This window comes from Aureimonas jatrophae (genome assembly GCF_900104035.1).
GTDB lineage: Bacteria > Pseudomonadota > Alphaproteobacteria > Rhizobiales > Rhizobiaceae > Aureimonas > Aureimonas jatrophae.
On record NZ_FNIT01000004.1, the window covers coordinates 41,108 to 66,358 of the forward strand.

Genomic DNA, 25,251 nt, shown 5'->3' on the forward strand with positions numbered 1-25,251 from the left:
GAAAGGGCCGGGTTCAGGTCCGCGTCCGGTCCGGGGGGCGCTCGTCGGGCATGCGGTCGCGCCCGAGCAGGAGATCGGCCGGAACGGTGCCGATGCGCGCGGCCGAGAACCAGGGCGAGCCAATCTCCGGATGGACGTTCCCTACCAGCCCGAAGCCGCAGTGCACGTCGTCCGGCATGTCGTTGCCGTCCGTGCCGTCGGCGGGCGCGGCATCGCCGGTGTCCGTCCCGACCCCGACCACCACGGTCTCGGCGCAGCCGGGCACCGTCGCCGCCCCGTGGGCGAGGGAGGCGAACAGGGAGGCCAGCAGGACGAGCGCGAGCGCGGCGAACTTCATGCGCCCATGATCCCCGCTCGGACCCCCGCGTCAACCGCGGCGATGCCGCAGTCCGGCAAGCACGAGGGGTTCCGGCAGCCCGGGACGACGCGACGGGTCAATGCGACCGGGCGCCCAGGACGAAGTCGAAGAGCAACTTCACGTTCAGGAGCGCGATGGCCACGGCGATCGCCAACGCCACGCCGGCCAGCCAGCGCGGAGCCACGAGCTCGCCCATCTTGCGACGATCCATCGTGAACATGACCAGCGGGAACACCGCGAACGAGAGCTGGAGGCTGAGGACGACCTGCGTGAGGATCAGGAGGCGGGCGGTGCCGCTCTCGCCGAACCAGATCGTCACCGAGGCCGCTGGGACGATGGCGATGATCCGGGTGATCAGGCGCCGGAGCCAGGGCGCGAGCCGGATGTCGAGGAAGCCCTCCATCACGATCTGCCCGGCCAGCGTCGCCGTGACGGTGGAGTTGATGCCGCAGCACAGGAGCGCGACGCCGAACAGGGTCGGCGCGACGGCGGCCCCGAGGATCGGCGCGAGCAGGCTGTGCGCCTCGCCGAGCTCGGCGATCCCGGTCCGTCCCGTTGTGTGGAAGGCCCCGGCCGCCAGGATCAGTATCGACGCGTTGACGAGGAGCGCGAAGCAGAGCGCGACGGTGGAGTCGATCGTGGCGAAGCGCAGCGCCTGGTGCTTCTCCGGCAGGGTCGTCCCGTAGGCGCGCGTCTGCACGATGCCCGAATGGAGATAGAGGTTGTGGGGCATCACGGTGGCCCCGAGGATTCCGAGCGCGAGGTACAGCATCTCGGGGTTCGACACGATCTCGGTGGTCGGGGCGAACCCGCGGATCACGTCGCCCCAGTTCGGGTCGACCATGGCGATCTGGACGGCGAAGCACACCGCGATGACGCCGAGCAGCGTCACGATCAGCGCCTCGACCCATCGGAAGCCGAGCCGCTGGAGCCATAGGATCAGGAACACGTCGACGGCGGTGATCAGGACGCCGATCTCGAGCGGGATCCCGAACAGGAGGTTGAGGCCGATGGCGGTGCCGATGACCTCCGCGATGTCGGTGGCGACGATGGCGATCTCGGCCAGGAACCAGAGCGGCAGCGCGACGTAGCCCGGGTATGCGTCGCGGCAGGCCTGTGCGAGGTCACGACCCGACGCGATCGCCAGGCGCGCGCAGAGCGACTGCAACACGATCGCCATGACGTTCGACAGGAGCGCGACGAAGAGCAGGGTGTAGCCGAAGGCCGAGCCCCCGGCGATCGACGTCGCCCAGTTGCCGGGATCCATGTAGCCGACGGCAACGAGGTAGCCCGGACCGAGGAAGGCCGCCGCCTTGCGCCATGGCGGCGCGTTGCGGTCGACGCGGACGGTGCGGTGCACGTCGAGGAGCGATCCGTCCCCGCGGTCCCGCTTCCACCCCGCCTCGTCCGTGCATTCGTTCGAACCAGACATCGTTCCGCGCCCCACTCCGAGATCGCGTAGAGTTGTTCCTCAGCACATGGTTTGTCCAGTAGCAAACTTTGTGCCCGGAGCCGATTTCCGCTAGATGAGGGAGACGGAGGACGGCGGATGACGGGCGGGATCGACGGAACGGATGCGGCAACGACGGCGGCGCGGTTCGCGCGCGTGCGCAAGGCCAACCAGTCGGAGCTGTCGGAGGACTACGTCGAGATGATCGACGACCTGATCGCGGAGCGCGGCGAGGCAAGGGCGGCCGACCTCGCCGAGCGCTTCGGCGTCTCCCCCGGCACTGTCGCCCGTACCGTGCAGCGGCTAGCCCGGGACGGTCTGGTCAGCTCCGAGCCGTACCGGGCAATCTTCCTGACGGCAGAGGGCAAGGAACTCGCCGAACGGGTCAGGGCGCGGCACCGCCTGGTCGTCGACTTCCTGAAGGCGATCGGCGTGGCGCCCGCGTCGGCGGAGATGGATGCCGAGGGGATCGAGCACCATGTCGGGAAGGACACGCTCGACGCCTTCCGCAGGTTCCTGACGCGCTGAGGGTTACGCACGGCGGGACGTCCGATCCGGAGCGACGGCGCGGGGCCGCCCGGGCCTTGCCGCCTCAGCGCTCCGCGTCCGCCGGATCCTCGGCCAGCGCTTCGGGCCGGCTGACGGGCACGGCGTCCATCGACGTCTCGACGGAGAGGCCCTTCGTCCCGAGCCGCTTGAGCATGTCGCGATACCGCGGGTGCATCCCGCCGTCGACGTAGGACATCGGCATGCCCGCCCGGCCCTCGGACAACAGGGACTGGAGCAACCTGTCGTCCCTCTCGCGCTTGGCGGCCACCTCGGGCGCGACGCGCGTCTCGAGCGGCGGGCAAGAGGCCGCCGGATCGATCGGCTGGCGGTCCTTGCGCCGCGCGTCGAACACGTAACGCCCGCCGCAGGCAGCGACCTCGGGCTCCCTCCGCGTCACCTCGAAGATGTCGTACCCGAGCTTCAGGTTGCGCCAGAACGCAATGTTCGGGTCGCTCCGGTGGCGCGCCATCTGCTCGGCGGTCATCCGGAATGGGAAGGACTGAACCTGGAAGTCGCCCTGGCCGAGCGCGAAAGCCCTCTCCGCGTCGGCGTAGACCTCGCCGACGCCCTCGTCGGTCATCGCGAAGCACCCGGACGACGAGCAGGCCCCGTGCACCATCAGCGAGTCGCCCGTGTAGCCGAGCGACTTCTCGAGCGGGTTGGGGTAACCGAGGTTGAAGGAGCGGTGGTACTTCGAGTTCGGGTTCATCAGCGCCCGGGTGACCCGGTAGAAGCCCTCGGGCGCCTGGCGGTCGCCGTTCGTCTTCTTGGGACCGAGCTTTCCGGACCATCGGCAGAGCGGATGGGTCTTGTGCGGGGCGTAGCGACCGTCCGCGCCGAGCTTCCAGACCTCGAGTTCGCTCTCCTCCTTGAAGATGCGCACCAGGATCGAGCCTGGCGGACGGGCCTTCGCCTCGGCGTAGGCCGTGGGCACGAGGTCCTTGTAGGTCTCATCCGACACCGACATGCAGCCGCCCATGGACGCGAGACCGAGAAGGGCGACGGCCAGCGCTGCTCGTCGCGTGGCGGTGCGGGCGCGGCGTCGTGCGGGAAGGTGCATCTCGTTCCGAGGGTTGGTCGTGGCGGGTCTCCGTCCATCATCGACGGCCGGGCTGTCGCGGGGATGACCCGGGGCCGCAACCGTCGCGGCCGCCAAGAGACGCCTCGATCCGGCGGAAGTGAGGCGACCGCAGCCGTCGGTCCTCAATGCGTCTCGTGCAGGCACTCGCCGTGATCGCCGAGGACCTCGATCACCCGGCACTCCGCGACCGAATGGTTCGAGCAGTTCGTCATCCGCGCGATCTCCGCACGCAGCGCCGTCAGCCGGGCGATCTTGTGGTCGATGTCGGCGAGATGCGCGGCGGCGATCCGGTCGGCGCTCTCGCACGGACGGTCCGGCTCCCCGGCCAGCGCCAGGAGTTCGCGGATGGGCTCGATCTCGAAGCCGAGCTCGCGGGCGTGCCGGATGAAGCGCAGGCGGCTGAGGTCGCCCGCGTCGTAGAGGCGGCGGTTGCCCTCCGTCCGCGGCGGCGCGGCCAAAAGGCCGATCTGCTCGTAGTACCGGATCGTCGGCACCTTGATGCCGCTCGCGCGCGACGCCTCGCCGATCGGAACGCCTTGCGTCATTTTTCCTCTTGCTCCTCTAGCCGCTAGAGGAAGTACGCCTCTCCCGACACGCACGCAAGGAGAGCGCCATGAGCGCCGTCATGAACGAGAGCCGCTACAGGGTCACCGGGATGGACTGCGCGGCTTGCGGGAACAAAGTCGATACCGCCATCCGTCGCCTCCCGGGCGTGGAGGACGTCTCCGTGTCCGTATCCGCCGGGACGGTGAGGGTCAGCCACGCCGACGGCTTCGACACTGCCGCCGTCGTCCGCCAGGTCCGCAACCTTGGCTACGGCGCGGAGCCGGCCGGGGGCCATGCGGCAGCCGCCGACGGGCATCCGTCCGCTTCCCACAGCGCCGGCGGCCACGACCATGCGGGCCACACCCACGACGACCTCGGCGAGGCGGGCAAGCCGTGGTGGCGGACGCGCAAGGCGGGCCTCACCGCCGCCTGCGGCGTTGCCCTCTTGGCCGCCTACGTCCTCGGGCATGCGGTCCCCTCGCTCGAGCGGCCCGCGTTCCTCGCGGCGCTCGCCATCGGCCTGGTGCCCGTCGCGTGGCGGGCCATCACGGCCGCCCGGTTCGGAACGCCGTTCTCGATCGAGGCGCTGATGTCGATCGCCGCCGTCGGCGCCGTGTTCATCGGGGCCGAGGAGGAGGCCGCCGCCGTGGTTCTGCTGTTCCTGGTCGGCGAGATGCTGGAAGGGGTCGCTGCCGGGCGCGCGAGGGCGAGCATCCAGGGACTGACCGCATTGGTGCCGAAGACCGCGATCGTCGAGGCGAACGGCGAGACCTCCGAGGTGGCCGCCGACAGCCTCGCCGTCGGCACGGTCATCCTCGTCAGGCCCGGCGACCGCGTCTCGGCCGATGGCGCGGTCGTCGAGGGGTCGGGCGAGGTCGACGAGGCCCCGGTCACGGGCGAGAGCGTCCCTAAGCGCAAGGTCGTCGGTGATCCTGTCTTCGCGGGCACGATCAACGCCGGGGGCGTGCTGCGCGTCCGGGTGACCGCCGCGGCGGCCGACAACACGATCGCGCGCGTCGTCCGCCTCGTCGAGGAGGCCCAGGAGGCGAAGTCGCCGACCGAGCGCTTCATCGACCGCTTCTCCAAGGTCTACACGCCCGCGGTCCTCGTGGTCGGCTTGGCTGTCGCCGTCGTGCCGCCTCTGGCCTTCGGGGCGGACTGGAGCGAGTGGATCTACAAGGGCCTCGCGATCCTGCTGATCGGCTGCCCCTGCGCGCTGGTCATCTCCACCCCAGCGGCCATTGCGGCCGGCCTGTCGGCGGGCGCCCGGCGCGGGCTCCTGATGAAGGGCGGCGCGGTGCTCGAGAGCCTCGGCCGGATCACCGCCGTCGCCTTCGACAAGACGGGCACGCTGACCGCGGGCAAGCCCGTCGTGACCGACATCGTGGCGGGCAGCCGCTCGGCCGCGCAGGTCCTGTCGCTGGCAGCCGCGCTCGAGAAGGGATCGAGCCATCCGCTGGCGGTCGCGATCCTCGAGCGTGCGAAGGCGGAAAGGGTGCCGACCCCGCCCTCGTTCGACGCGAACGCAGTGGCCGGCGAAGGCGTCGAGGGTGGGGTCGGCGGGGAGCGGGTGTTCCTCGGGTCGCCGCAGGCGGCCGGGAGGCGCGTGGTCCTCGCGCCCGAACAGGAGGCCGCGATCGCGGCGCTGAACGCGGACGGCAAGACCGTGTCCGTGGTCGTGGTCGGCGGGGCCGTCGCCGGGTTCATCGCGATGCGCGACGAGGCCCGGCCGGATGCCGTGGCGGGCCTGGCAGCCCTGAAGGCATCCGGCGTCCGGGCCGTCATGCTGACGGGCGACAACAGGCGCACGGCCGAGGCGGTGGCGGCAGGTCTCGGCATCGAGGCACGGGCGGAGCTCCTGCCGCAGGACAAGCAGCGCATCGTGCGCGAACTCCAGTCCGAAGGGCTCGTCGTTGCCAAGGTCGGCGACGGCATCAACGACGCGCCGGCGCTGGCGGCCGCAGACGTCGGCATCGCCATGGGCGGCGGCACCGACGTGGCGCTGGAGACCGCGGACGCGGCGGTGCTCCACGGCCGGGTGAAGGACATCCCCGACATGATCGCGTTGTCCAAGGCGACCATGGGCAACATCCGGACGAACATCGCCATCGCCCTCGGCCTGAAGGCTGTCTTCCTGGTGACCACCGTCCTCGGCATCACGGGCCTATGGCCGGCGATCCTCGCCGACACGGGCGCGACGGTCCTCGTGACCGCCAACGCCATGCGGCTCCTCGGCTGGAAGCCCCGGTGAGCGCCGCCGCCGACGACCTCCTTCGCATCGGGCCGGCGATCGTCCTCGCCGTCACCGTGGCGTGGCTTGCGCTCGCCACCCGTCGGACGTCCCGGGAGATCGGCGGGCGTGCCTATGGCTTCGGGAGGAGTCCCCGCCAGACGCTGGCGCGCGTCCTGTTCGGCGCGACCGTCGTGGGCGGTCTCGCGGCCCTCGGGCTCCATGCGGCGGGGAGCGCGTCGGCCGCGATCGCACCGCTCGCGGGCGAGGCCTACGCCGTCCGTCTGTCCGGTCTGGCGCTGGCCGTCGCGGGGCAGGTCCTGACGGTCGTGGCCCGGAGCGGGATGGGCCGACGCTGGCGGGTCGGCATCCCGGACGAGGCGCCTGACGCCCTGGTCACGACGGGTTTATTTGGCCTCAGCCGCAACCCCGTGTTCCTCGGGATGCTCGCGATGGCGGCAGGGCTCGCGGTGGCCGTGCCGTCCCCGGCGATGATCGGCTGCGCGCTGGCCTTCTGGGTCGCCTGCGAGGTCCAAGTCCGGGACGAGGAGCGCTTCCTCGAACACTCGTTCGGCCCCGCATACACCGCATACCGAAGCGCCGTGCGGCGCTGGATCTGACATGGAACAGGAGTGACCCCATGGGACGCAGACCGACGACGATCATCGCCGGGGCGCTCGCGCTCCTCACCGTACCCGCGTTCGCAGCCGAGACCGTCGACGTGTTCTCGACGTCGGGCTGCGGCTGCTGCATCGGCTGGATGAAGCACCTCGAGGAGGCAGGGTTCGAGGTCTCGAACGAGAACCTCGCCATGGCGGACCTCTACGCCAAGAAGACGGGCGCCGGACTGAAGCCGGGCCAGACCTCCTGCCACACGGGCTTCGTCGGCGGCTACGTCGTCGAGGGCCATGTCCCGGCAGCCGAGGTGAAGCGCCTGCTCGCCGAGAAGCCGGACGCGATCGGGCTCGCCGTTCCCGACATGCCTGCGGGAAGCCCGGGCATGGGGACCAGCGACGAACCCTACGAGGTGCTCCTAGTCGCCCGCGACGGCACGTCGACGGTGTTCGCACGGTACCCGAAGTGAGGTTCCTTGCCGCCGCGACCACGCTTGGCCTTGCCGTCCTGCTCGGGCCAGCCAGTGCGCACGAGTTCAAGGCCGGCAGCCTCACGATCGACCATCCGTCCTCCCGCCCGACGCCGCCGAACGCGAAGGTCGGGGTCGGCTACCTCTCGATCCGCAACGACGGGACGGAGCCGGATCGGTTGGTCGGGGGTTCGGCAACCGTCGCCGGCCGCTTCGAGGTCCATGCCTCCACCGTCGAGGACGGCGTCGCCCGCATGCGCCGCGTCGAGGACGGGGTCGTGCTGGAGCCGGGGGCGACCGTCACGCTCGCCTCGGGCGGTACCCACGTCATGCTCCTCGACCTCAAGGAGCCGATCGTGAAGGGCCAGTCCTTCGACGGCACCCTCGTGTTCGAGCGTGCCGGAGCCGTGCCGGTCCGCTTCTCGGTCGAGGGCTTCGGCGCCGGCGCGGCCGCCCCCTCCCACGGGGGACACCAGCCGTGAACCTGCGCACCGTTCGGATCGCGCTCTGGGGCGCGGTGGTCGTCGTCGCCGCGGGCGCCCTCGTCGGCGCGGCATGGACGCTTCCGGGCGGCGTGTCGGCGCCCGCCGCCGGAACCTCGGCGGCCGTGCCGATCGGCGGAGAGTTCGCGCTGGTCGACGAGGACGGGAAGCCGCGGACGTGGTCCGGCTTCCGCGGCAAGCCCGTTGCCGTGTTCTTCGGCTTCACGCATTGCCCCGACATCTGCCCGACGACGCTGGGCGAGCTGTCGGTCCTCCTCGCGGACCTCGGCCCTCGCTCGGACGGTCTCCAGGTCGTGCTCGTCAGCGGGGACCCGGAGCGGGACACGCCGGAGGTCCTGAATGCCTACCTCCAGTCCTTCGACCCGAGGATCTTGGGACTCACGGGCACCGAGGCGGAGGTCGACAGGGCGTTCGACGCCTTCAAGGCCTACCGCCGGAAGGTGCCGACGGAGGGTGGCGACTACACGATCGACCACTCCGCCGGGGTCTACCTCTACGACCGCGACGGCGGCTTCGTCGGCACGCTGGACATGCACGAGGACGCGAGGATCCGGCGGGAGAAGGTGGAACGCCTCCTTGAACGGCCGGGCGACGCAGCCACCCGGGACAGCGGCAGGCGGGCGGCGGAAGCGGGAAACGTCAGCAAGGGGGAGGCCATTGCTACTGGGGCGAACGGCTGATCGACGAAACGGGCCGAGGGGACTGCGCCTCCGCGTCCAACCCGGTCCCGACGCCATCGCAGCCGGACCGAGCCGTTCGAATGCGAACGGTTTTCTCCATCGGAAACCAATCCTCCGCCCGCATCCTGCCGCCGCTTGAAGGCAAGGGACCGGAGCGATCGCATGGCTGGAGACGTCACGGCTGAACCGGACCGCCGCAAGGGCATGCTGCCCGCGTGGATGGTCTCGAAGGGAGGCCTCGCGGCGATAGCGGGCGGAACGCTGCTCCTCGCCTGCTGCGGGGCCTACGCCGCCCTGAGAGGCGACGGCGAGGCCCCGCCGGCAGTGACGGAGGAGAAGGTCGAGATCCCCGTCCCGATGCCCGTGGCGAGCAAGCCGCAGGCGATCAAGGCCGACGCCTACTCCATCGTCTCCGTCTTCGAAGGCGAGGCGTTCCTCGCGACCCCGAACGACCTCGTCCGCGTCGTGGTGGGGGCCGTCGTGCCGGGCCTCGGCACGATCACCTCCGTCGAGACGTTCCCGAACGGGGGTGGCACCGTCGCCGGCACGGAGGCGGTGCTGCGCACGCGCTGAACCGCCCGACGGATCCGGGCGAGCCTTCCTGGCAGGCGCACGGTCGGGAAGGCTCGCGCCGACGGGTCACGCCGACCTAGCGAGCGCCTCGGTGAAGATAGGCGAGAACGGACGCGCCGCCGCGGCGGCCGAGGGCGGGGGATCGTCGTTCCGATCCGTCCACGGCGTCGGCCTGCGGCGCACCAGCCTCGCGACGAGGCGGTTCGTCCGCCGTGCCGCGAGGCTGTCGGCTGTTCCCGATGCCGCGAGTTCCCCGTCCCGGTCGAGCGCCGTCATGGCCTCGAGGATCTCGTCGATCGGGATCACCGCGCCGCTGTCGAGCCGACGGAGCGAAGGCTTGTCCTCGACGGTTCGGCGGTCCGATGCCCACGAGGCCAGCAGCATGCGCTTCTGGCTCTTTGTGAGCCCAGCGGCCGAGACGACCTGGTCGGGATGGTTGAAGGTGTCCGCACCGGGCACCGAGGAGCTTTCAAAGCTTGCGGGCAGTCCGTCGGCGATCCGACCGGTGTCCGTTTCGTATGGGGTTTGCATAGCCACATCCTCCGTTGAGCAACATGGATACGCTGCGCCGCCGCGAGACGTGGCGGCGGCACAGGCCCGTCTCCCGCGAGCCGGGCAATGCCCGATTTGGAAACCGTCGGCAGCGACGTCAAGACGACGGACGTTGGTCTGAAGGAAAGCGTCGCGAAAGACGTTCGCGTGTCCCTTGACCTTCCCATGGTGGGAAGCCCCATCTTCCGGCAAGTCGCAAATTTCCGGGACGAAACCGATGAACCAGACCGTTCCCTCGGAGAAGTTCGGGAAGTCCGCCGGGGTCCTCCGCCTCGACATCGAGGGCATGAGCTGCGCGTCCTGCGTCGGCCGCGTCGAGCGCGCCATCGCGGCGGTGCCGGGCGTCTCCTCCGCGTCCGTGAACCTCGCCGCAGAGCGCGCCGACGTGACTTTCGCGGGCACCGTCGACGGGGCCGCGGTCCTGCATGCGGTCGAGGAGGCCGGCTACGGGGTCCGCCAGGAGACGCGGGAGCTCGGCATCGAGGGCATGAGCTGCGCGTCCTGCGTCGAGCGGGTCGAGCGGGCGATCGCCGCCGTCCCCGGCGTGTCGACCGTCGCGGTGAACCTCGCGACCGAGCGCGCCACGGTGCGTGCGCTTCCCTCCGTGGACATGCGGACGGTCGAGGACGCCGTGCGAGGTGCCGGATACGAGCCGCGCGCCGTCACGGCGCCCGCCGCCGATGCCGAGGACCCGCGCCGGGCCGCCAAGGAGGCGGAGTACGCGCTGCTGCGCCGCGACCTCCTCGTCGCCGCGATCCTCACCGCGCCGCTCTTCGTGCTCGAGATGGGCTCGCACCTCGTCCCCGCCTTTCACGACCTGGTCATGGACCGCATCGGGATGTGGGAGAGCCGCGTCCTCCAGTTCGTCCTCGCCTCGCTCGTGCTGTTCGGCCCCGGCCTGCGCTTCCTGCGCAAGGGACTGCCCGCGCTGGCGCGCCTCGCGCCCGACATGAACTCGCTGGTTGCCGTCGGCACGCTCGCGGCCTGGGGCTACTCCGTCGTCGCCACCTTCCTGCCCGGCGCGCTGCCCGCCGGGACGGCGAACGTCTACTTCGAGGCGGCCGCCGTCATCGTCACGCTGATCCTCCTCGGACGCCTCCTCGAGGCGCGGGCCAAGGGCCGGACGGGCGAGGCGATCAAGCGCCTGGTCGGGCTGCGCCCCAAGACGGCGCGGGTCGCGCGCGGCAGTGGATTCGCCGAGGTGCCGCTGGATGCGGTCGTGGTCGGGGACACCGTCGAGGTGCGCCCCGGGGAGCGGGTGCCGGTGGACGGGACGGTGCTCTCCGGCTCGTCCTTCGTCGACGAGTCCATGATCACGGGTGAGCCCGTTCCCGTCTCCAAGGAGGGCGGCGCGTCCGTGGTCGGCGGCACGATCAACAAGACCGGCAGCTTCACCTACCGCGCCGACCGCGTCGGCGGGGACACGGTGCTGGCGCAGATCATCCGCATGGTCGAGGAGGCGCAGGGCGGCAAGCTGCCGATCCAAGCGCTCGTGGACCGCGTGACGCGCTGGTTCGTCCCCGCGGTGATGGCCGCCGCCGCGCTAACCTTCCTCGTGTGGATGGTCCTCGGACCCGACCCGGCGCTCGGTTTCGCCCTCGTGAACGCGGTCGCAGTCCTCATCATCGCCTGTCCCTGCGCGATGGGCCTCGCGACGCCGACCTCGGTCATGGTCGGAACGGGACGCGCGGCCGAGCTTGGCGTGCTCTTCCGGCGCGGCGAGGCCTTGCAGTCCCTGCGCGAAGTCGACGTGGTCGCCCTCGACAAGACCGGGACGCTGACGGAAGGCCGCCCCGAACTGACGGACCTCGTCCTCGCGGACGGTTTCGGTCGCGGCGACGTGCTGGGTCTCGTCGCCTCCGTCGAGGCGAAGTCGGAGCACCCGATCGCCGCCGCCATCGTCGCGGCGGCGAAGGCGGAGGACGTGCCCGTCTCGCCCGTCGACCGCTTCGAGGCAGTCCCCGGGTTCGGCGTGGAGGCCACCGTCGGCGGGCGCGCCGTCGCCGTCGGGGCGGACCGCCTCATGACGCACCTCGGCCTGGATCCGTCCGCGTTCGCCGCCGAGGCGGAACGGCTGTCGCTGGAGGGCAAGTCACCCCTCTACGCCTCCGTCGACGGACGCCTCGCGGCGCTGGTCGTCGTATCGGATCCCGTGAAGGCGACGAGCGCCGCCGCGATCGGGGCGCTCCACGGCCTCGGGCTGCGCGTCGCCATGGTGACGGGCGACAACGAACGGACCGCCAAGGCGGTCGCCGCCCGTCTCGGCATCGACGAGGTGTTCGCCGAGGTCCTGCCGGAGGGCAAGGTCACGGTCGTCCAGAGCCTCGGGCTGTCGGGCAAGGTCGCCTTCGTCGGCGACGGCATCAACGACGCCCCGGCGCTCGCCGCGGCGGACGTGGGCCTCGCTGTCGGCACGGGCACCGACGTCGCGATCGAGAGCGCTGATGTGGTGCTGATGTCCGGCGACCTCAACGCCGTCGTCACGGCCATCGCCGTCTCGAGGGCGACGATCCGGAACATCCGGCAGAACCTGTTCTGGGCCTTCGCCTACAACGTCGTCCTCGTCCCCGTCGCGGCCGGCTTGCTCTACCCGCTGAACGGCACGCTCCTGTCGCCGGCGCTGGCGGCGGGCGCCATGGCGCTGTCCAGCGTCTTCGTGCTCGGCAACGCGTTGCGCCTGCGGCGCTTCTCCGCCGTGGTCGCGGCACCGCCCGTCGACCCCTCAACCCGGGAGGTGACCCATGAACATCGGTGAAGCCGCCAAGGCCTCGGGCGTCAGCGCCAAGATGATCCGCCACTACGAGGCGGCGGGGCTCATCCCGGCGGCCGAGCGCGCCGAATCCGGCTACCGCATGTATTCGTCGGCCGACGTGTCGACGCTGCGCTTCATCCGAAGGGCCCGCGACCTGAACTTCTCCATGGAGAGGATCGGGCATCTGCTTGCCCTGTGGCGCGATCGCGGCCGCGCCAGCGCCGACGTGAAGCGCATCGCGTTGGAACAGGTCGAGATGCTCGAGGCCCGCATGCGCGAGCTGGAGGAGATGGCGGGCACGCTCCGCCACCTCGCCCGCAACTGCCATGGGGACGACCGACCCGACTGCCCGATCATCGGCAGCCTTGCCGACGGGGCCGCCCCGGAGGCGGCATCGCAGCCACGCCGCCGTGCGTCGCGGGCGCTGACGAAGGTCGGGGGGATCCGATGAACCCGGCCCTTGACCTTCCAACGATGGAAACCCCCATCTTCCCCGGAAAGGAGACTGCCATGCTGAAGCTGAAGGTGCAGGACATGAGCTGCGGCCACTGCGCGTCGACCGTGCGGAAGGCCGTGACGTCGGTCGACCCGGCCGCCGAGGTGACCGTCGACCTGCCGTCGGGCACGGTCACCGTCGAGAGCGCGGCCAGCGAGGCCAGCATCGGGGAGGCCATCAGGGCCGCGGGCTATCGGAACGAAACGTTAACTGCTTGACCCTTTTCGTCGGCTTGTGCCTCCCCAAATTCCGGCGGGGGGATGACGCCGATCCCCTTCGAGCCCAAATTCGGCTCGATTTCGCTGACTTGAATCCTGCCCCGTCCCTCGGAGATCCATAGGCCCGCATGTCGTTCGTCCTGAACAAGATGGCATCGCTGTTCGCGACCCTCGTGGTCGTCGGCATCGTGCTGTTCTGTTCGTCGGCGGCGCAGGCCCATGCCAACCACGACGCCCCTGCCGTCCGGGCTGCCGCCGAGGCCGTTGCCACGACCGATGCCGTGGACGAACCCGCAGATGGCGCCAGCACGCGCGAGTTGGCCGCCGCGAAGGACGCGAAGGACAGTCCCGTCGATTCCGGCCTGGCAGGCTCCTGCTGCGGCAAGGGCATGTCCAACTGCATGACGGCCGCGGTCGCCAACCCCTCGTGGACGCTCCCTGCGGCCCGTCCCGCTGGGCATGGCCGCCCGCTGGAGCCGAACGCCATCCACGGCGCCGTCGTCGACGGTCCGGTCCGGCCTCCCCGAGCCCTCGTCTGACATTCTGAACGGGCGCGTCCGCGCGCCCCGAGCGATGTTCCAGACCGTGGGCTTACCCCGTGACCCTCCGTATCCTGACCGCGGCCGTGATGGCCGTCATGGCGCTTGCCGCGCCTTCATCCGCCCATGAGGGCCACGACCACGGCGGGCCACCGCCGCCGACAGCCTCGGCGCAAGCGGCCCCCCGTGCCGAGGCGCAGAGCGCGCTGTTCGAGTTCGTCGCCGTGGCGCGCGGCAACGCCCTCGAGATCCACCTCGACCGCTTCGACACCAACGAGCCCGTCGTCGGGGCAACGATCGAGATCGACACGCCCGCCGGCCCGGCGACGGCAGCCGCGGACAGGGACCTATACCGCCTGGAGGCGGACTGGGTCCGGCAGCCGGGCGCCCACGACCTCATCGCGACGGTCACTAGCGGAACCGACGTCGACTTCCTCACCACGACCCTCACCATCCCCGAGGCGCCCGCGCCGGTCGCGGCGGCGGGCGGGGGCTGGCTCGTCGGCTCGGCCCTCGCGACCGAGGTGCGCGAGGCCCTGTCGGTCGACCTGAAGGAAAGGCTGTCCCGCAACGACCCCGCGCTCCTCACCGTCGGCGCGGCCGGCTTCGCCCTTGGCATCCTCGCAATGGCCCTCTTCCGCAGGAGGGTCCTGCTCGCGGCCGGGACGGCGACGGCCCTCGTCCTCCTCTTCGGCGGCTCGCTCGCCCTCGCGCACGAGGGACACGACCACGGCACGCCCCCGGCAGCCATGCCGACGGCGGCAGGAGGCGCAACTGGGGCGCGGGACCTTGCGCAACGGCTCCCCGACGGCGCGGTATTCGTACCAAAGCCCTCGCAGCGCATCCTCGCCATCCGGACAGTGAAGACCGTTCCCGCGGACCACCGCCGCAGCGTCGAGATGCCCGGCCGCGTGATCCCCGACCCGAACGCCAGCGGCTACGTTCAGGCGTCCATCGCCGGACGGCTCATGCCGCCGGAAGGAGGGTTCCCGCGCCTTGGCTCCAAGGTCGAGGCGGGGGATATCCTTGCCTACGTCGCGTCGGCGATCCAGACGATCGATCAGTCGGACCTCCAACAGCGTCTCAGCGAACTCGACCAGGCGATCTCGATCGCCGAGCAGAGGGTCCGCCGGTCCGAGACGCTGGTGAGGAGCGGGGCGGTCGCCAAGACGACGCTCGACGAGACGAGGATCGAGCTCCAGGGCCTTCGCGACCGCCGCGCCGCGATCGACCACGTCCAGGTGAGGCCGGAGCCTCTCGTCGCCCCCGTCTCAGGCGTCGTCGCCGCGGCCAACGCCGTCGCCGGCCAGATGGCGGAGAGCAACGCCGTCGTCTTCCACATCGTCGATCCCGCCCGGCTCTGGGTCGAGGCACTGGCCTACGGCTCCTCCGGGGCGTTCTCGGCGGCCTCGGCGACGGGCGCGGGCACGGAAGGCCTCTCGCTGAGGTTCGAGGGCGCAGGGTTCGCGGACCGCTCGCAGGCGCTTCCGGTGCACTTCAGCATCGAGCGCGGCGCCAAGGGCCTCCGTCTCGGCCAGATGCTGACGGTCCTTGCTGAGACCGAGGAGACGCGGACGGGCGTGGCGCTGCCGCGCACGAGCGTCCTCCGCGGCTCGAACGGCCAGGACATCGTCTTCCTTCACACCGGGGCCGAGCGCTTCGAGCCGAGGGAGGTGCGTGTCCAGCCGCTCGACGCCGAGCGCGTCCTCGTCGCCGCGGGCATCGAGGCGGGCAGCCGCGTCGTGACCGAGGGCGCCGAGCTCCTCAACCAGATCCGTTGAGGCCGCGCCCATGTTCACGTTCCTCGTCACGCAGTCCCTGCGCAACCGCATGCTCGTGCTCGCGATCGCGGCGGTCCTCGTCCTCTACGGCGCGTTCGTCTCCTCGCGGCTTCCCGTCGATGTCTTCCCCGACCTGAACAGGCCGACCGTCACGCTGATGACGGAAGCCGAGGGTCTCGCCCCGCCGGAGGTGGAGCAGCTCGTCACCTACCCGATCGAGACGCAGATGAACGGCCTGCCGGGCGTCAGCCGCGTGCGGTCGGTTTCGGGCGTCGGCCTGTCGATCGTCTACGTCGAGTTCGACTGGGACACCGACATCTACATGAACCGCCAGCAGATCGCCGAGAAGCTGGCCCTCGTGCGCTCCCAGCTCCCGGCCGGGGTGACCCCGCAGATGGGGCCGATCTCCTCGATCATGGGGCAGGTCATGCTGGTCGCCATGACGGCGCCCGAGGGGGTCTCGCCGATGGCGCTGCGCGAGGCCGCGGACGCGGTCGTGCGTCCGCGACTCCTCTCCGTCCCCGGCGTCGCGCAGGTGATCCCGATCGGCGGCGAGGTGCGGCAGTACCGCGTCGCGCCGAACCCGGCGGCGCTCCGCGCCCTCGGGGTCACGCTGGAGCAGGTCGAGGCGGCCCTGACCTCCTTCGGCGCGAACACGGGCGGCGGCTTCACCGACCAGTACGCGCGCGAGTTCCTGATCCGGAACGTCGGCCGGAGCCTCAGCCTCGACGACCTCAGAAGCCTCGTCGTCGCGACCGTGGGCACCCAGCCTGTCCTCCTCGCCCAAGTGGCCGACGTCTCGTTCGGGGCGCGCCAGAAGCGTGGCGAGGCGGGGTACATGGGCAAGCCCGCCGTCGTCGTCTCGATCGAGAAGCAGCCGAACGTCGACACGGTCACCCTGACCCGGCAGTTGGAGGCGGCCCTCGGCGAGGTCACCGCCTCGCTCCCCGACGGCATCAAGGCCGACCAGGTCCTGTTCCGCCAGGCCGACTTCATCGAGACCTCGGTCAAGAACGTCGAGACCGTGCTCCTCGAGGCCATCGCCGTCGTGGCGGTCGTCCTGTTCGCCTTCCTCCTCAACGTGCGCACGACCGTCATCTCGCTGACGGCCATCCCCGTCTCGATCCTTGCGACCGGGATCGTCTTCCACCTCATGGGCCTGTCCATCAACACGATGACGCTCGGGGGACTGGCGATCGCCATCGGCGAGCTTGTCGACGACGCGGTGGTGGACGTCGAGAACATCTTCCGCCGCCTCCGGGAGAACCGCGAGCTCGGCAACCCGCGCTCCGTTTTTGACGTCGTCGTCTCCGCCTCGCAGGAGGTGCGCTCCGGCATCGTCTACGCGACGGTCATCATCGTCCTCGTCTTCGTGCCACTCTTCGCCCTATCGGGGATCGAGGGCCGGCTCTTCGCCCCGCTGGGGCAGGCCTACATCGTCTCGATCCTGGCCAGCCTCGTGGTTTCCATCACGCTGACCCCGGTGATGGCCTACTACCTCCTGCCGAGCCTCAAGCGCCTCGAGGAGCACGAGAGTTTCCTCGTGCGCTGGCTGAAGGCGGGCAACCGCGTGCTCCTCGACCGGGCCTTCCGCTGGCCGCGGCTCCTGATGGCGTGCGCGGTGCTGGCGGTCGGCGTCGCGGCGGTGGCGGCGACCGCGCTGCCACGCGCGTTCCTGCCGCCATTCAACGAGGGCACGCTCACCATCAGCATGGCCTTCAACCCCGGCATCTCGCTGGCGGAGTCGCACCGCGTCGGGCTGATCGCCGAACGCCTCATCATGGAGGTGCCGGAGGTCTCCGTCGTCGGGCGCCGGACGGGACGCGCCGAACTCGACGAGCACGCCGAGGGCGTGCACTCGTCCGAGATCGAGGTCGACCTCGAGCCGGGGCGGCCGAAGGCGGCGATCGAGGCGGACATACGCTCGCGCCTGTCCGTCCTGCCGGTCTCGGTCAACGTCGGCCAGCCGATCTCGCACCGCCTCGACCACATGCTGTCCGGCGTCCGGGCGCAGATCGCCCTGAAGGTGTTCGGTGAGGACATCGACACGCTGCGCAGCGTCGCCGAGAGCCTGAGGGCGCGGCTCGCGACCGTCCCCGGCGTCGTCGACCTCCAGGTCGAGAAGCAGGTCCGCATCCCGCAGCTCGAGATCAGGGTCGACTACGCCCGGGCCGCGCTGTTCGGGATCCAGCCGGCCAAGGTGACGGAGGAGCTGGAGCAACTCTCCAACGGGCGCGTCGTCTCGCGCCTCGTCGACGGCAACCGGACCTACGACGTCGTCATGCGGCTCGGGGACGCGGAGCGCACGACGGGCGCGCTCGGCGACCTCCTGATCGAGACGCCGGCCGGCTGGGTTCCCGTCCGCGAACTGGCGGAGGTCAGGGAGACGGACGGGCCGAACCAGATCCTGCGCGAGAACGGGCAGCGCCGCGTCGTGGTGCTGGCGAACGCGTCCGGCGACGCGGACATGGCCGGGATCATCGAGCGCATCCGGGCCGAGGTCGCCGCGGCGGCCCTGCCGCCCGGCTTCTCCACCAGCCTCGAGGGCACCTTCCAGGCGCAGGAGGAGGCGAGCCGCACGATCGGGCTCCTGTCCTTGGTCTCGCTCGCGATGATCTTCGCGATCCTTTACAGCCGCTACCGCTCGGCGGTCTTCACGCTGATCATCCTCGGCAGCATCCCGCTTGCCCTGATCGGCTCGGTCGCGGCGCTGTGGATCTCGGGGCAGCCGCTCTCGGTCGCCTCGATGATCGGCTTCATCACCCTGACCGGCATCGCGGCCCGGAACGGGATCCTGAAGATCAGTCACTACATCAACCTGTCGATCCACGAGGGGATGCCCTTCGGGCCGGGCCTCGTGATGCGCGGCAGCCTGGAGCGGCTCACCCCGGTCCTGATGACCGCGCTGTCGGCGGGCGTCGCGCTGGTACCGCTGATGATCGATGCCTCGGCACCGGGCAAGGAGATCCTCCACCCGGTCGCGGTGACGATCTTCGGCGGCCTCGTCTCCTCGACGCTGCTCGACACCTTCCTGACCCCCGTCCTCTTCCTTCGCTACGGCAGGAAGCCGCTGGAGCGACTGGTCGAGGCCGCCCGCCAAGCCGTGCCGGAGGAAGCCGACGCGGCTTCCGGCCCGGCCTCCGCACATTCCTTCTGACCCAACGGAGATCCCGACCATGACCATCCGCGCACTTGCCGTCGCCGCCGCCTTGCTGGCCGCCGGGGCGGCCCAGGCCCACGAACCCCGCAAGGGCCCGAACGGCGGCACGCTCGTCGACGCGGGCTCGCACCACGTCGAGCTCGTGGCCGCCGGGACGGAGGTGAAGGTGTTCGTCAGCGACATCTCGGACGCCCCCCTCGCACCCGACGGGTTCAAGGGCACCGCCGTCGTCCTCGTCGGCGGCAAGCCGACCCGCGTCACGCTCGCGCCGGCCGGCGGCTTCCTCTCGGGGACGCTCGCCGCCCCCACCGAGGGCCCGGTGAAGGGCGCCGTCCAGCTCACGGGCCCCGACGGGAAGACCTCGCAGGCCAAGTTCGACTGAACCTCCGGGGCGGCGAGCCGCCGTCCCGCGACAGACACCCCCAACGGCCCGAGGGCCAACCAAGGAGAACCACCATGCGCAAGATCCTCATCGCCGCCGCCGTCGCCGCGTTCCCGCTCGCCGCGGCCGCCCAGGATAGCCACTCGATGGCCGGGCACGGCGACGCCGCCATGGCGCTGCCGGCGGCCTGCGAGGCCGCGGCCGGCTCGATGGACATGTCCAAGATGATGGAGGGCATGCAGGCCTCGATGTCGGGCGGCCAGATGGACGAGGTCCAGAAGGCCAACCACGAGGTCATGATGCAGATGCACGGCCCGATGATGAAGGCGGCCATGATCAAGGACCCGGACCTCGCCTTCAACTGCGGGATGATCGCCCATCACATGGGGGCCATCGCCATGTCCGAGGTCGAGCTGAAGATGGGCAAGGACGAGAAGTCCAAGGAGATGGCCCGGATGATCATCGACGCCCAGAGACAAGAGATCGAGGAGATGACGACCCGCGTCGAGGCGCTCGCCAAGTAGGCCGGGTACGCGTCATCCGAGGGAGCGGCCCTCGGGCCGCTCCCGAATGCGCTCCGGCGCTGTCTACTGGCCGTTGGCCGGGGGTGTCGCGGGCATGTCCATGCCGGGCATGGCGTCGCCCTTCGTTTCCGGCATCTTCATCGATGCCATCTTCGCGCAGCAGGGGCATCCGCCCGCGCCCTCGGCGGACTGGCCGGGCGTCGACTGCGGTGCCGCCTCCGCGGACTTGCCGCACATCATTCCCTCGGCGGCCGGCGCGGCCTGGGACATGCCCGGCGCAGCGGCCTGCTCCATCATGCCGCATCCGGCCGCGGCGGCCGGGAACGTGCCGATCGCCGTGAATGCGGCGGCGGCGAAGACCAGGTTTCTCATGGGTATGCCCTCTCGTTTCGGTCGTGCGACCATGCCGACATTCCCGATGATCCGCCAGCGTCCCCGATGACGCGGACGATGCCGGGGAAGGAAGTCGGGCCCATTCGCCGTATGGCTCGATGCGAGGCTAGATGTGCCTCCCGCTGTGCGGGTCGATCCCACGCTCTCTTAGAAGCGGCACGACGCCCAAGGCGGCCATCGACAGCACGGCCAAGGTGACGAGCGTCGCATGGGGTCCCATCCGGGCGAGGAGCACTGCCCCGACGGTCGGCGCCAGCGCCTGCGCGACCTGGGCCGGGCGCGCCAGCCGACCCATGACGCTCGCGTAGCCGTCCGGTCCGAACAGCGCCAGCGGCACCGTCCCGCGGGCGATGGACAGGATCCCGTTGCCCGCCCCGTAGAACACCATCGCCGCGGCGACGGGGAGGATGTCGAAGGCAAGCGCGCACACGCCGACGGCGGTGAGCGCGACGGCGGCCCGCAGCGTCCACAGCGGGTGGTGTCGCCCGCGCCCGGCCATCTCAATGACACGAGCACCGACCTGCGAGGGGCCGACCATCGCGCCGAACGCCACCGCCGCCGCGAGCGTCTCGCCGCGGGCCTGGAGGAGCGTCAGGAGGTGGACCGAAACCAGCCCGAAGATCGTGCTGCACAGGACGAGGACGCCGACGAGCAGCAGGAAGTCGCGGCGTTCCCCGGCCGACTGAGACAGGGGTTCGTCGCGCCGTGCGGACGGGAGGGCCAAGCCCGCGCCGCTGGGGACGAAGAGCAGAGCCAGCGGAAGCGTGACGCAGACATGGAGCGCGGCATAGGCGAGGCAGGCGCCGCGCCAGCCGACGTGCTCGACCATGAACGCGGACAGCGGCCAGCAGACCGTGCTGGCGAACCCGCCCCAGAGGGTCAGCGTCGTGATGGCGGACCGGGCATCGGCCCCGTAGAGCCGCCCGAGCGTCGCGAAGGCCGGATCGTAGAGGCCCATCCCCATGCCGAGGCCGACGACGACCCACCCGGCGAGGAATACGGGCAGGTTCGGTGACAGGCCGAGGACGGCAAGGCCGAGCGCCAGCAGCACGGCGCCGAGTGCCAGCACGGGACGCCCGCCGCGCGCGGAGATGGTCGCGCCGACCCGGGGCGAGGCCGCGGCCGAGACGAGAAGACCGACGCTGACCCCGCCGACGACCCACGGAAGGGGCCAGCCCGTGTCCCGCGAGATCGGGAGCGCCAGCACGGCAGGGAGATAGACCGACGATCCCCAGGCCAGGATCTCGAAGACCCCGAGCGCCGAGATGACCTGCTAGCGCGGCCTCACGACACGACCGGAAGCCAGACCCAAAGGGCGACGAGCGTCGCCAGCAGCACGGGCGGGGTCAGGACGAGGCCGACCCGCATGTACTGGCCCCAGGTGATCCGCTGCCCCTTGCCCGCGAGGACGTGGAGCCACAGGAGGGTCGCGAGCGAACCGATGGGCGTGAACTTCGGCCCGAGGTCGTTCCCGACGACGTTGGCGTAGACCATGAGCTCGCGGGTCAGGGGCGCGACGTCCGCCCGGTCGATGGCGAGCGCCCCGACGAGCGTGGCAGGCATGTTGTTCATGACGGAGGCGAGCGCCGCCACCACGAAGCCCGTGCCGACTGTGGCGACGAGCGCGCCCTGCTGGCCGAGCCAGACAAGGACCCCGGCGGCGATGTCGGTCAGCCCCGCGTTCCCGAGGCCGTAGACGACGAGGTACATGCCGATCGAGAACAGGACGATCTGCCACGGCGCCCCGCGCAGGACCTTCGGCAGGTCGACCACCGCCCCCTGTCCGCCGGAGAACCAGCGTCCAGCGATGGCCATCAGGACAAGGGCGGCGGCCCCGGTGACGAAGGCGATCGGCACGCCGAGCGGCCCTGTCACGAAGTAGGCAACGAGCAGGAGCGCGAGGAGCGGGAAGGCCGCGCGGAATACGGCCGGGTCGCGGATCGCGCTGCGCGGCTCCTCGAGCTGGCGCACGTCGTAGGTCGCCGGGATGTCCTTCCGGAAGTACGCCCACAGGACGAGGAGCGTCGCCGCCAGCGAGACGAGGTTCACAGGCACCATGACCGCGGCGTAGCGGCCGAAGGACACGTCGAAGAAATTCGCGGTGACGATGTTCACGAGGTTCGACACCACGAGCGGCAGGCTGGTCGTGTCGGCGACGAACCCGCAGGCGACCACGAAGGCGAGCGCCCCGGCGGGCGGGAAGTCGAGGCGCAGGAGGATGGCGAGCACGATCGGGGTGAGGAGCAGCGCGGCCCCGTCGTTCGCGAAGACGGCGGCGATCGCCGCGCCCAGAAGGACGACGAGCGGGAACAGCCGCCGCCCGTTGCCTCCGCCCCAGCGGGCGACGTGGAGCGCGGCCCAGGCGAAGAACCCGGCCTCGTCGAGGACGAGCGAGATGACGATCAGCGCAACGAAGGTGAATGTCGCGTCCCAGACGATCTCCCAGACCGTGCCGACGTCGCCCCAGCCGACGACGCCGGTCGCCAGCGCGACGGCGGCGCCGGCGAGCGCCGACCATCCGATGCCGAGGCCCCGAGGCTGCCAGATGACGAGGACGAGGGTGGCGACGAAGATCGCGAGGGCGAGCATGGACGGTCCGGGGACAAGAGGATCAGAGGGTGCGCTGGTTGACGCGCGTCGCGAGTTGCTCGGCGCTCTCGACGCGCTCGGAGTAGCGATCCGTCAGGTAGTCCGAGCGACCGCGCACCAGCCAGGTGAACTTCACCAGTTCCTCGCAGACGTCAACGACGCGGCTGTAGAGAGCCGACGGCTTCATGCGTCCCGCCTCGTCGAACTCGAGGAACGCCTTCGGTACCGACGACTGGTTCGGGATCGTCACCATGCGCATCCAGCGGCCGAGGATGCGCATCTGGTTCACGGCGTTGAAGGACTGCGAGCCGCCCGACACCTCCATGACGGCCAGCGTCTTGCCCTGCGTCGGGCGCTTGGCGCCGAGAGCCAGCGGGATCCAGTCGATCTGCGCCTTCATAATCCCGGTCATGGCGCCGTGGCGCTCAGGAGTGACCCAGACCATGCCCTCGGACCAGTCGGCGAGGTCACGCAGCTCCTTGACCTTCGGGTGATCGGGTTCCGCCCCGTCGGGGAGCGGCAGGCCGCGGGGATCGAAGGTGCGCACCTCGCAGCCGAACCAGCGCAGGAGGCGACCAGCCTCCTCGGATAGAAGGCGCGAATAGGATCGCTCTCGGATCGAGCCATAGAGGACAAGGATGCGCGGCGAGTGCGTCGGGGCGCCGGGGCCGGCGAGCGCATCGACATCGATCGCCTGGAGCTGGTTGAGGTCGACGGAGGGCAGGTCGAGGGCAGCGGGGTCCGTCATCGTCCGGTCTTCTTCCACCAAAGCACGGCCGAGGCCGCACAAAGGCCCGTGGCCTGCCGGGTCGCAAGGACTGCGGCGGGTGCCTTCGTCCGTTCGACGCGCTGGAAGCCGAGCGCCGCGAGGAAGGTCCGTTCCCCTGTCGTGAAGGCGAACGCGTCGGCCGCGCCCTGGACGCGGCCGCGCTCCATCAGGTCCGCCGTGATCGCGCCGCCGACGCCGCGCCCGCGGTGTTCGGGGACGACGGCTATGGATCGCAGGAGGACGGCGGAGCCGAGGGGTTCGAAGCCGCCGATCCCGACAAACTCGCCGTCCTCGGTGGCGTAGCGCAGGAACACTCGGCCGGGCTCGGTCACGTCCTCGGTCGGCAACCCTGCCGTGGACAGGAGGCCGACGAGACCGGCCGAATCGTCGACGGCGGTCGTGACGAGCGCTGGGGTCATGCCCGGGTGCCTCCGACGGTCTCCCCGTCCTCCTTCGTGAAGGTGGCAACGGGGTTCGCAAGGAGCGGCAGCACCTTCTCGGACGGGCGGCAAAGCGTGGCACCCTTGTCCGTGACGACGATCGGGCGGTTGATGAGGATCGGGTGCTTGATCATCGCCGCGAGCAGTTCCTCGTCTGTCAGCTTGGGGTCGGCAAGCCCGAGTTCGGCGTAGGGCGTGCCCTTCTCGCGCAGGATGTCCCGCGGCTTCATGCCCATCATGTCGAGGAGTTCGGCCAGGACCTCGCGGCTCGGTGGATTCTTTAGGTACTCGATCACCTGCGGATCCTCGCCGGACTGGCGGATCATCTCCAGCGTGTTGCGCGACGTGCCGCAGGCGGGGTTGTGGTAGATCGTAACGGTCACGAACAGGTCTCCGACGAGCATGAGGGGGCGAGGAGGTCGGCGCTGAGGTTCCCGCAGATCTCCGGGTTCCCCGAACAGCAGTCCTCTGTCAGGAAGGCGAGAAGCTGGCGCATGTCGTCGTAGCTCGCCGCATAAAGGATGCGGCGTCCGTCGCGCCATGAGCGCAGGAGCTTGGCGCGCTCCAGTGTCGCGAGGTGGAAGCTCATGCGCGTCGGCGGGATGGACAGCGCCTCGGCGATTTCCCCCGACGCCATGCCGTTCGGGCCGGCGCGGACGAGCATCCGAAAGGCCGAGAGACGGTCGGCGTGGGCAAGGGCAGACAGGGCAGCAACGGCTGAGTCGTCGTTCATCGCTACGATATTGCAAACATCATTGTAGTGTTCAAGCTGGGCGTCTCGGATGTCCGCTGCAAGGTCGGACGCGAGCTACGCTAGACGTCTCTTACGCCAGACGTCTCTAAAGGGTGGATAGCTGTCAGTCCGCTCTGGAGACGCAGGTACGGACAGCCGACATTGTCGGTCTTACTGAAGCTGTACTCAGTGAGCTCCGGCAGCGCATTGGATGCTCGCCCGCCCGCCGCCCGCGGCGACGTCGTCCAGCATCTCGCCGACGAGAAAGAGGAGCACGACCGTCGCGGCCTCTTCCTCGGCGTCGATGAAGACGGTGCCTATGGCGGCAATGCTCATCAACGTCTGAGGGCGTCCGGCACCCGATCCGCCAAGCTAACGGGCGACAACAGGCGCACCGCGGAGGCGGTCGCCGCAGGCCTCGGCATCGAAGGGCGCGCCGACCTCTTACCGCAGAACAAACAGCGCATCGTGCGCGAGCTTCAAGCGGATGGCTTCACGGTCGCCAAGATCTGCGACGCCATCAACGACGCACCGGCGCTGGCTGCCGCCGAAACGGTATCGCAATGGGCGGCGGAACCGACTTCGCGTTGCAGGCGGCCGGCGCGGCCGTCCCGCACGGACGGCTTCAAGACATCCACGACATGATCGCACGGTGGAAGAGCATCATGGGCAACATTCGGACGAACATCGCCATCGCGCTGGGCCTGGAGATGGTGTTCCTCGTCACCACCGTCGTCGGCATCACGCGCCTCTGGCCGGCCATCCTAGCCGACACGGGCGCGATCGTCCTTGCCACCGCGAAGGCCATGCGCCTTCTCGGCTGTAGGCCCGGTTAGCCACGCCAACCAAACCCTGCGGTCGCTCCGTTT

27 protein-coding genes and 1 pseudogene are annotated in these 25,251 nt (G+C 70.5%); 16 read left to right on the forward strand and 12 right to left on the reverse strand.

The features are described 5' to 3' along the window. Positions 1 to 13: 13 nt before the first annotated feature. On the reverse strand, positions 14 to 337 hold the full coding sequence (locus BLQ76_RS10185) for a hypothetical protein (RefSeq protein WP_061934844.1): 324 nt from the start codon (positions 335 to 337) through the stop codon (positions 14 to 16). 97 nt (positions 338 to 434) lie between these two features. Further along, entirely contained in the window at positions 435 to 1,790 is a 1,356-nt protein-coding gene (locus tag BLQ76_RS10190; RefSeq protein WP_061934846.1) for an Nramp family divalent metal transporter, read from the reverse strand. Between the two features lie 117 nt (positions 1,791 to 1,907). Here BLQ76_RS10190 and mntR point away from each other — a divergent pair, with 117 nt between their 5' ends. After that, positions 1,908 to 2,336 carry a manganese-binding transcriptional regulator MntR gene (mntR, locus tag BLQ76_RS10195; RefSeq protein ID WP_061934848.1) on the forward strand — a complete coding sequence of 143 codons (429 nt, stop codon included), beginning with the start codon at positions 1,908 to 1,910 and terminating at the stop codon, positions 2,334 to 2,336. 64 nt (positions 2,337 to 2,400) lie between these two features. On the opposite strand, the gene BLQ76_RS10200 is transcribed toward mntR, so the two are convergent. Continuing rightward, positions 2,401 to 3,417: a L,D-transpeptidase family protein gene (locus BLQ76_RS10200; protein WP_061934850.1), complete on the reverse strand. Its 1,017-nt coding sequence runs from the start codon at positions 3,415 to 3,417 to the stop codon at positions 2,401 to 2,403. A gap of 143 nt (positions 3,418 to 3,560) precedes the next feature. Next, entirely contained in the window at positions 3,561 to 3,983 is a 423-nt protein-coding gene (locus tag BLQ76_RS10205) for a MerR family transcriptional regulator (RefSeq protein WP_061934852.1), read from the reverse strand. 68 nt (positions 3,984 to 4,051) lie between these two features. Here BLQ76_RS10205 and BLQ76_RS10210 point away from each other — a divergent pair, with 68 nt between their 5' ends. The 6 genes from BLQ76_RS10210 to BLQ76_RS10235 all read left to right on the forward strand — a co-directional run bounded on the left by BLQ76_RS10210 (position 4,052) and on the right by BLQ76_RS10235 (position 9,054). Further along, complete coding sequence (locus BLQ76_RS10210) at positions 4,052 to 6,235, forward strand: heavy metal translocating P-type ATPase (protein ID WP_090672818.1); 2,184 nt, start codon at positions 4,052 to 4,054, stop codon at positions 6,233 to 6,235. Continuing rightward, positions 6,232 to 6,834 carry a methyltransferase family protein gene (locus tag BLQ76_RS10215; RefSeq protein ID WP_061934856.1) on the forward strand — a complete coding sequence of 201 codons (603 nt, stop codon included), beginning with the start codon at positions 6,232 to 6,234 and terminating at the stop codon, positions 6,832 to 6,834. Before BLQ76_RS10210 ends, BLQ76_RS10215 begins: the two co-directional genes overlap by 4 nt. 20 nt (positions 6,835 to 6,854) lie before the next feature. Then, a complete protein-coding gene (locus tag BLQ76_RS10220) occupies positions 6,855 to 7,298 on the forward strand; it encodes a DUF411 domain-containing protein (RefSeq protein WP_061934858.1) in 444 nt (147 codons plus the stop codon). Next, positions 7,295 to 7,780, forward strand: coding sequence for a copper chaperone PCu(A)C (locus BLQ76_RS10225; protein ID WP_061934860.1), 486 nt, complete (start codon positions 7,295 to 7,297; stop codon positions 7,778 to 7,780). The genes BLQ76_RS10220 and BLQ76_RS10225 overlap by 4 nt, the downstream gene beginning before the upstream one ends. After that, complete coding sequence (locus BLQ76_RS10230) at positions 7,777 to 8,481, forward strand: SCO family protein (protein WP_244492575.1); 705 nt, start codon at positions 7,777 to 7,779, stop codon at positions 8,479 to 8,481. Before BLQ76_RS10225 ends, BLQ76_RS10230 begins: the two co-directional genes overlap by 4 nt. A gap of 162 nt (positions 8,482 to 8,643) precedes the next feature. After that, complete coding sequence (locus tag BLQ76_RS10235; protein WP_061934863.1) at positions 8,644 to 9,054, forward strand: hypothetical protein; 411 nt, start codon at positions 8,644 to 8,646, stop codon at positions 9,052 to 9,054. A gap of 66 nt (positions 9,055 to 9,120) precedes the next feature. Here the strand turns inward: BLQ76_RS10235 and BLQ76_RS10240 are convergent, their stop codons facing one another. Beyond that, the gene (locus tag BLQ76_RS10240) at positions 9,121 to 9,585 is read right to left on the reverse strand and encodes a hypothetical protein (RefSeq protein ID WP_061934865.1); all 465 of its coding nucleotides are present in this window, start codon (positions 9,583 to 9,585) and stop codon (positions 9,121 to 9,123) included. A gap of 238 nt (positions 9,586 to 9,823) precedes the next feature. Between BLQ76_RS10240 and BLQ76_RS10245 the strand changes: the two genes are divergently transcribed. From BLQ76_RS10245 to BLQ76_RS10280, 8 genes are all read left to right on the forward strand, one after another. Further along, positions 9,824 to 12,361, forward strand: a complete 2,538-nt coding sequence (locus tag BLQ76_RS10245) for a heavy metal translocating P-type ATPase (RefSeq protein ID WP_061934867.1) — start codon at positions 9,824 to 9,826, stop codon at positions 12,359 to 12,361. Then, positions 12,348 to 12,809, forward strand: a complete 462-nt coding sequence (cueR, locus tag BLQ76_RS10250) for a Cu(I)-responsive transcriptional regulator (protein ID WP_061934869.1) — start codon at positions 12,348 to 12,350, stop codon at positions 12,807 to 12,809. The genes BLQ76_RS10245 and cueR overlap by 14 nt, the downstream gene beginning before the upstream one ends. Positions 12,810 to 12,868: 59 nt before the next feature. Further along, complete coding sequence (locus tag BLQ76_RS10255; protein ID WP_061934966.1) at positions 12,869 to 13,072, forward strand: heavy-metal-associated domain-containing protein; 204 nt, start codon at positions 12,869 to 12,871, stop codon at positions 13,070 to 13,072. A gap of 128 nt (positions 13,073 to 13,200) precedes the next feature. Further along, positions 13,201 to 13,611, forward strand: coding sequence for a hypothetical protein (locus BLQ76_RS10260; protein ID WP_061934870.1), 411 nt, complete (start codon positions 13,201 to 13,203; stop codon positions 13,609 to 13,611). 89 nt (positions 13,612 to 13,700) lie between these two features. Further along, entirely contained in the window at positions 13,701 to 15,392 is a 1,692-nt protein-coding gene (locus tag BLQ76_RS10265) for an efflux RND transporter periplasmic adaptor subunit (protein ID WP_090673328.1), read from the forward strand. A gap of 10 nt (positions 15,393 to 15,402) precedes the next feature. Beyond that, entirely contained in the window at positions 15,403 to 18,549 is a 3,147-nt protein-coding gene (locus tag BLQ76_RS10270; protein ID WP_090672820.1) for an efflux RND transporter permease subunit, read from the forward strand. A gap of 19 nt (positions 18,550 to 18,568) precedes the next feature. After that, positions 18,569 to 18,934, forward strand: a complete 366-nt coding sequence (locus tag BLQ76_RS10275; RefSeq protein ID WP_090672821.1) for a hypothetical protein — start codon at positions 18,569 to 18,571, stop codon at positions 18,932 to 18,934. A gap of 74 nt (positions 18,935 to 19,008) precedes the next feature. After that, positions 19,009 to 19,458 (forward strand): DUF305 domain-containing protein, encoded by a 450-nt coding sequence (locus tag BLQ76_RS10280; RefSeq protein ID WP_061934877.1) that lies wholly within the window; start codon positions 19,009 to 19,011, stop codon positions 19,456 to 19,458. Between the two features lie 63 nt (positions 19,459 to 19,521). On the opposite strand, the gene BLQ76_RS21700 is transcribed toward BLQ76_RS10280, so the two are convergent. The 7 genes from BLQ76_RS21700 to BLQ76_RS10315 form a co-directional block, all read right to left on the reverse strand. Then, complete coding sequence (locus tag BLQ76_RS21700) at positions 19,522 to 19,830, reverse strand: hypothetical protein (RefSeq protein ID WP_061934878.1); 309 nt, start codon at positions 19,828 to 19,830, stop codon at positions 19,522 to 19,524. A 127-nt stretch (positions 19,831 to 19,957) separates the two neighbouring features. After that, the gene (locus tag BLQ76_RS10290; protein WP_090672825.1) at positions 19,958 to 21,118 is read right to left on the reverse strand and encodes an MFS transporter; all 1,161 of its coding nucleotides are present in this window, start codon (positions 21,116 to 21,118) and stop codon (positions 19,958 to 19,960) included. Between the two features lie 17 nt (positions 21,119 to 21,135). After that, a complete protein-coding gene (locus BLQ76_RS10295; protein ID WP_061934880.1) occupies positions 21,136 to 22,440 on the reverse strand; it encodes an arsenic transporter in 1,305 nt (434 codons plus the stop codon). A 22-nt stretch (positions 22,441 to 22,462) separates the two neighbouring features. After that, positions 22,463 to 23,188: an arsenical resistance protein ArsH gene (gene arsH, locus BLQ76_RS10300; RefSeq protein WP_061934882.1), complete on the reverse strand. Its 726-nt coding sequence runs from the start codon at positions 23,186 to 23,188 to the stop codon at positions 22,463 to 22,465. After that, positions 23,185 to 23,628, reverse strand: a complete 444-nt coding sequence (locus BLQ76_RS10305) for a GNAT family N-acetyltransferase (RefSeq protein WP_061934884.1) — start codon at positions 23,626 to 23,628, stop codon at positions 23,185 to 23,187. The genes arsH and BLQ76_RS10305 overlap by 4 nt, the downstream gene beginning before the upstream one ends. Next, positions 23,625 to 24,032, reverse strand: a complete 408-nt coding sequence (gene arsC, locus BLQ76_RS10310; protein ID WP_061934971.1) for an arsenate reductase (glutaredoxin) — start codon at positions 24,030 to 24,032, stop codon at positions 23,625 to 23,627. Before arsC ends, BLQ76_RS10305 begins: the two co-directional genes overlap by 4 nt. Beyond that, a complete protein-coding gene (locus tag BLQ76_RS10315; RefSeq protein WP_061934886.1) occupies positions 24,029 to 24,382 on the reverse strand; it encodes an ArsR/SmtB family transcription factor in 354 nt (117 codons plus the stop codon). Before BLQ76_RS10315 ends, arsC begins: the two co-directional genes overlap by 4 nt. Before the next feature lie 285 nt (positions 24,383 to 24,667). Between BLQ76_RS10315 and BLQ76_RS10320 the strand changes: the two are divergent. Further along, positions 24,668 to 25,218 (forward strand): annotated as a pseudogene (locus BLQ76_RS10320) (HAD-IC family P-type ATPase); the annotation flags it as partial. Positions 25,219 to 25,251: the final 33 nt, after the last annotated feature.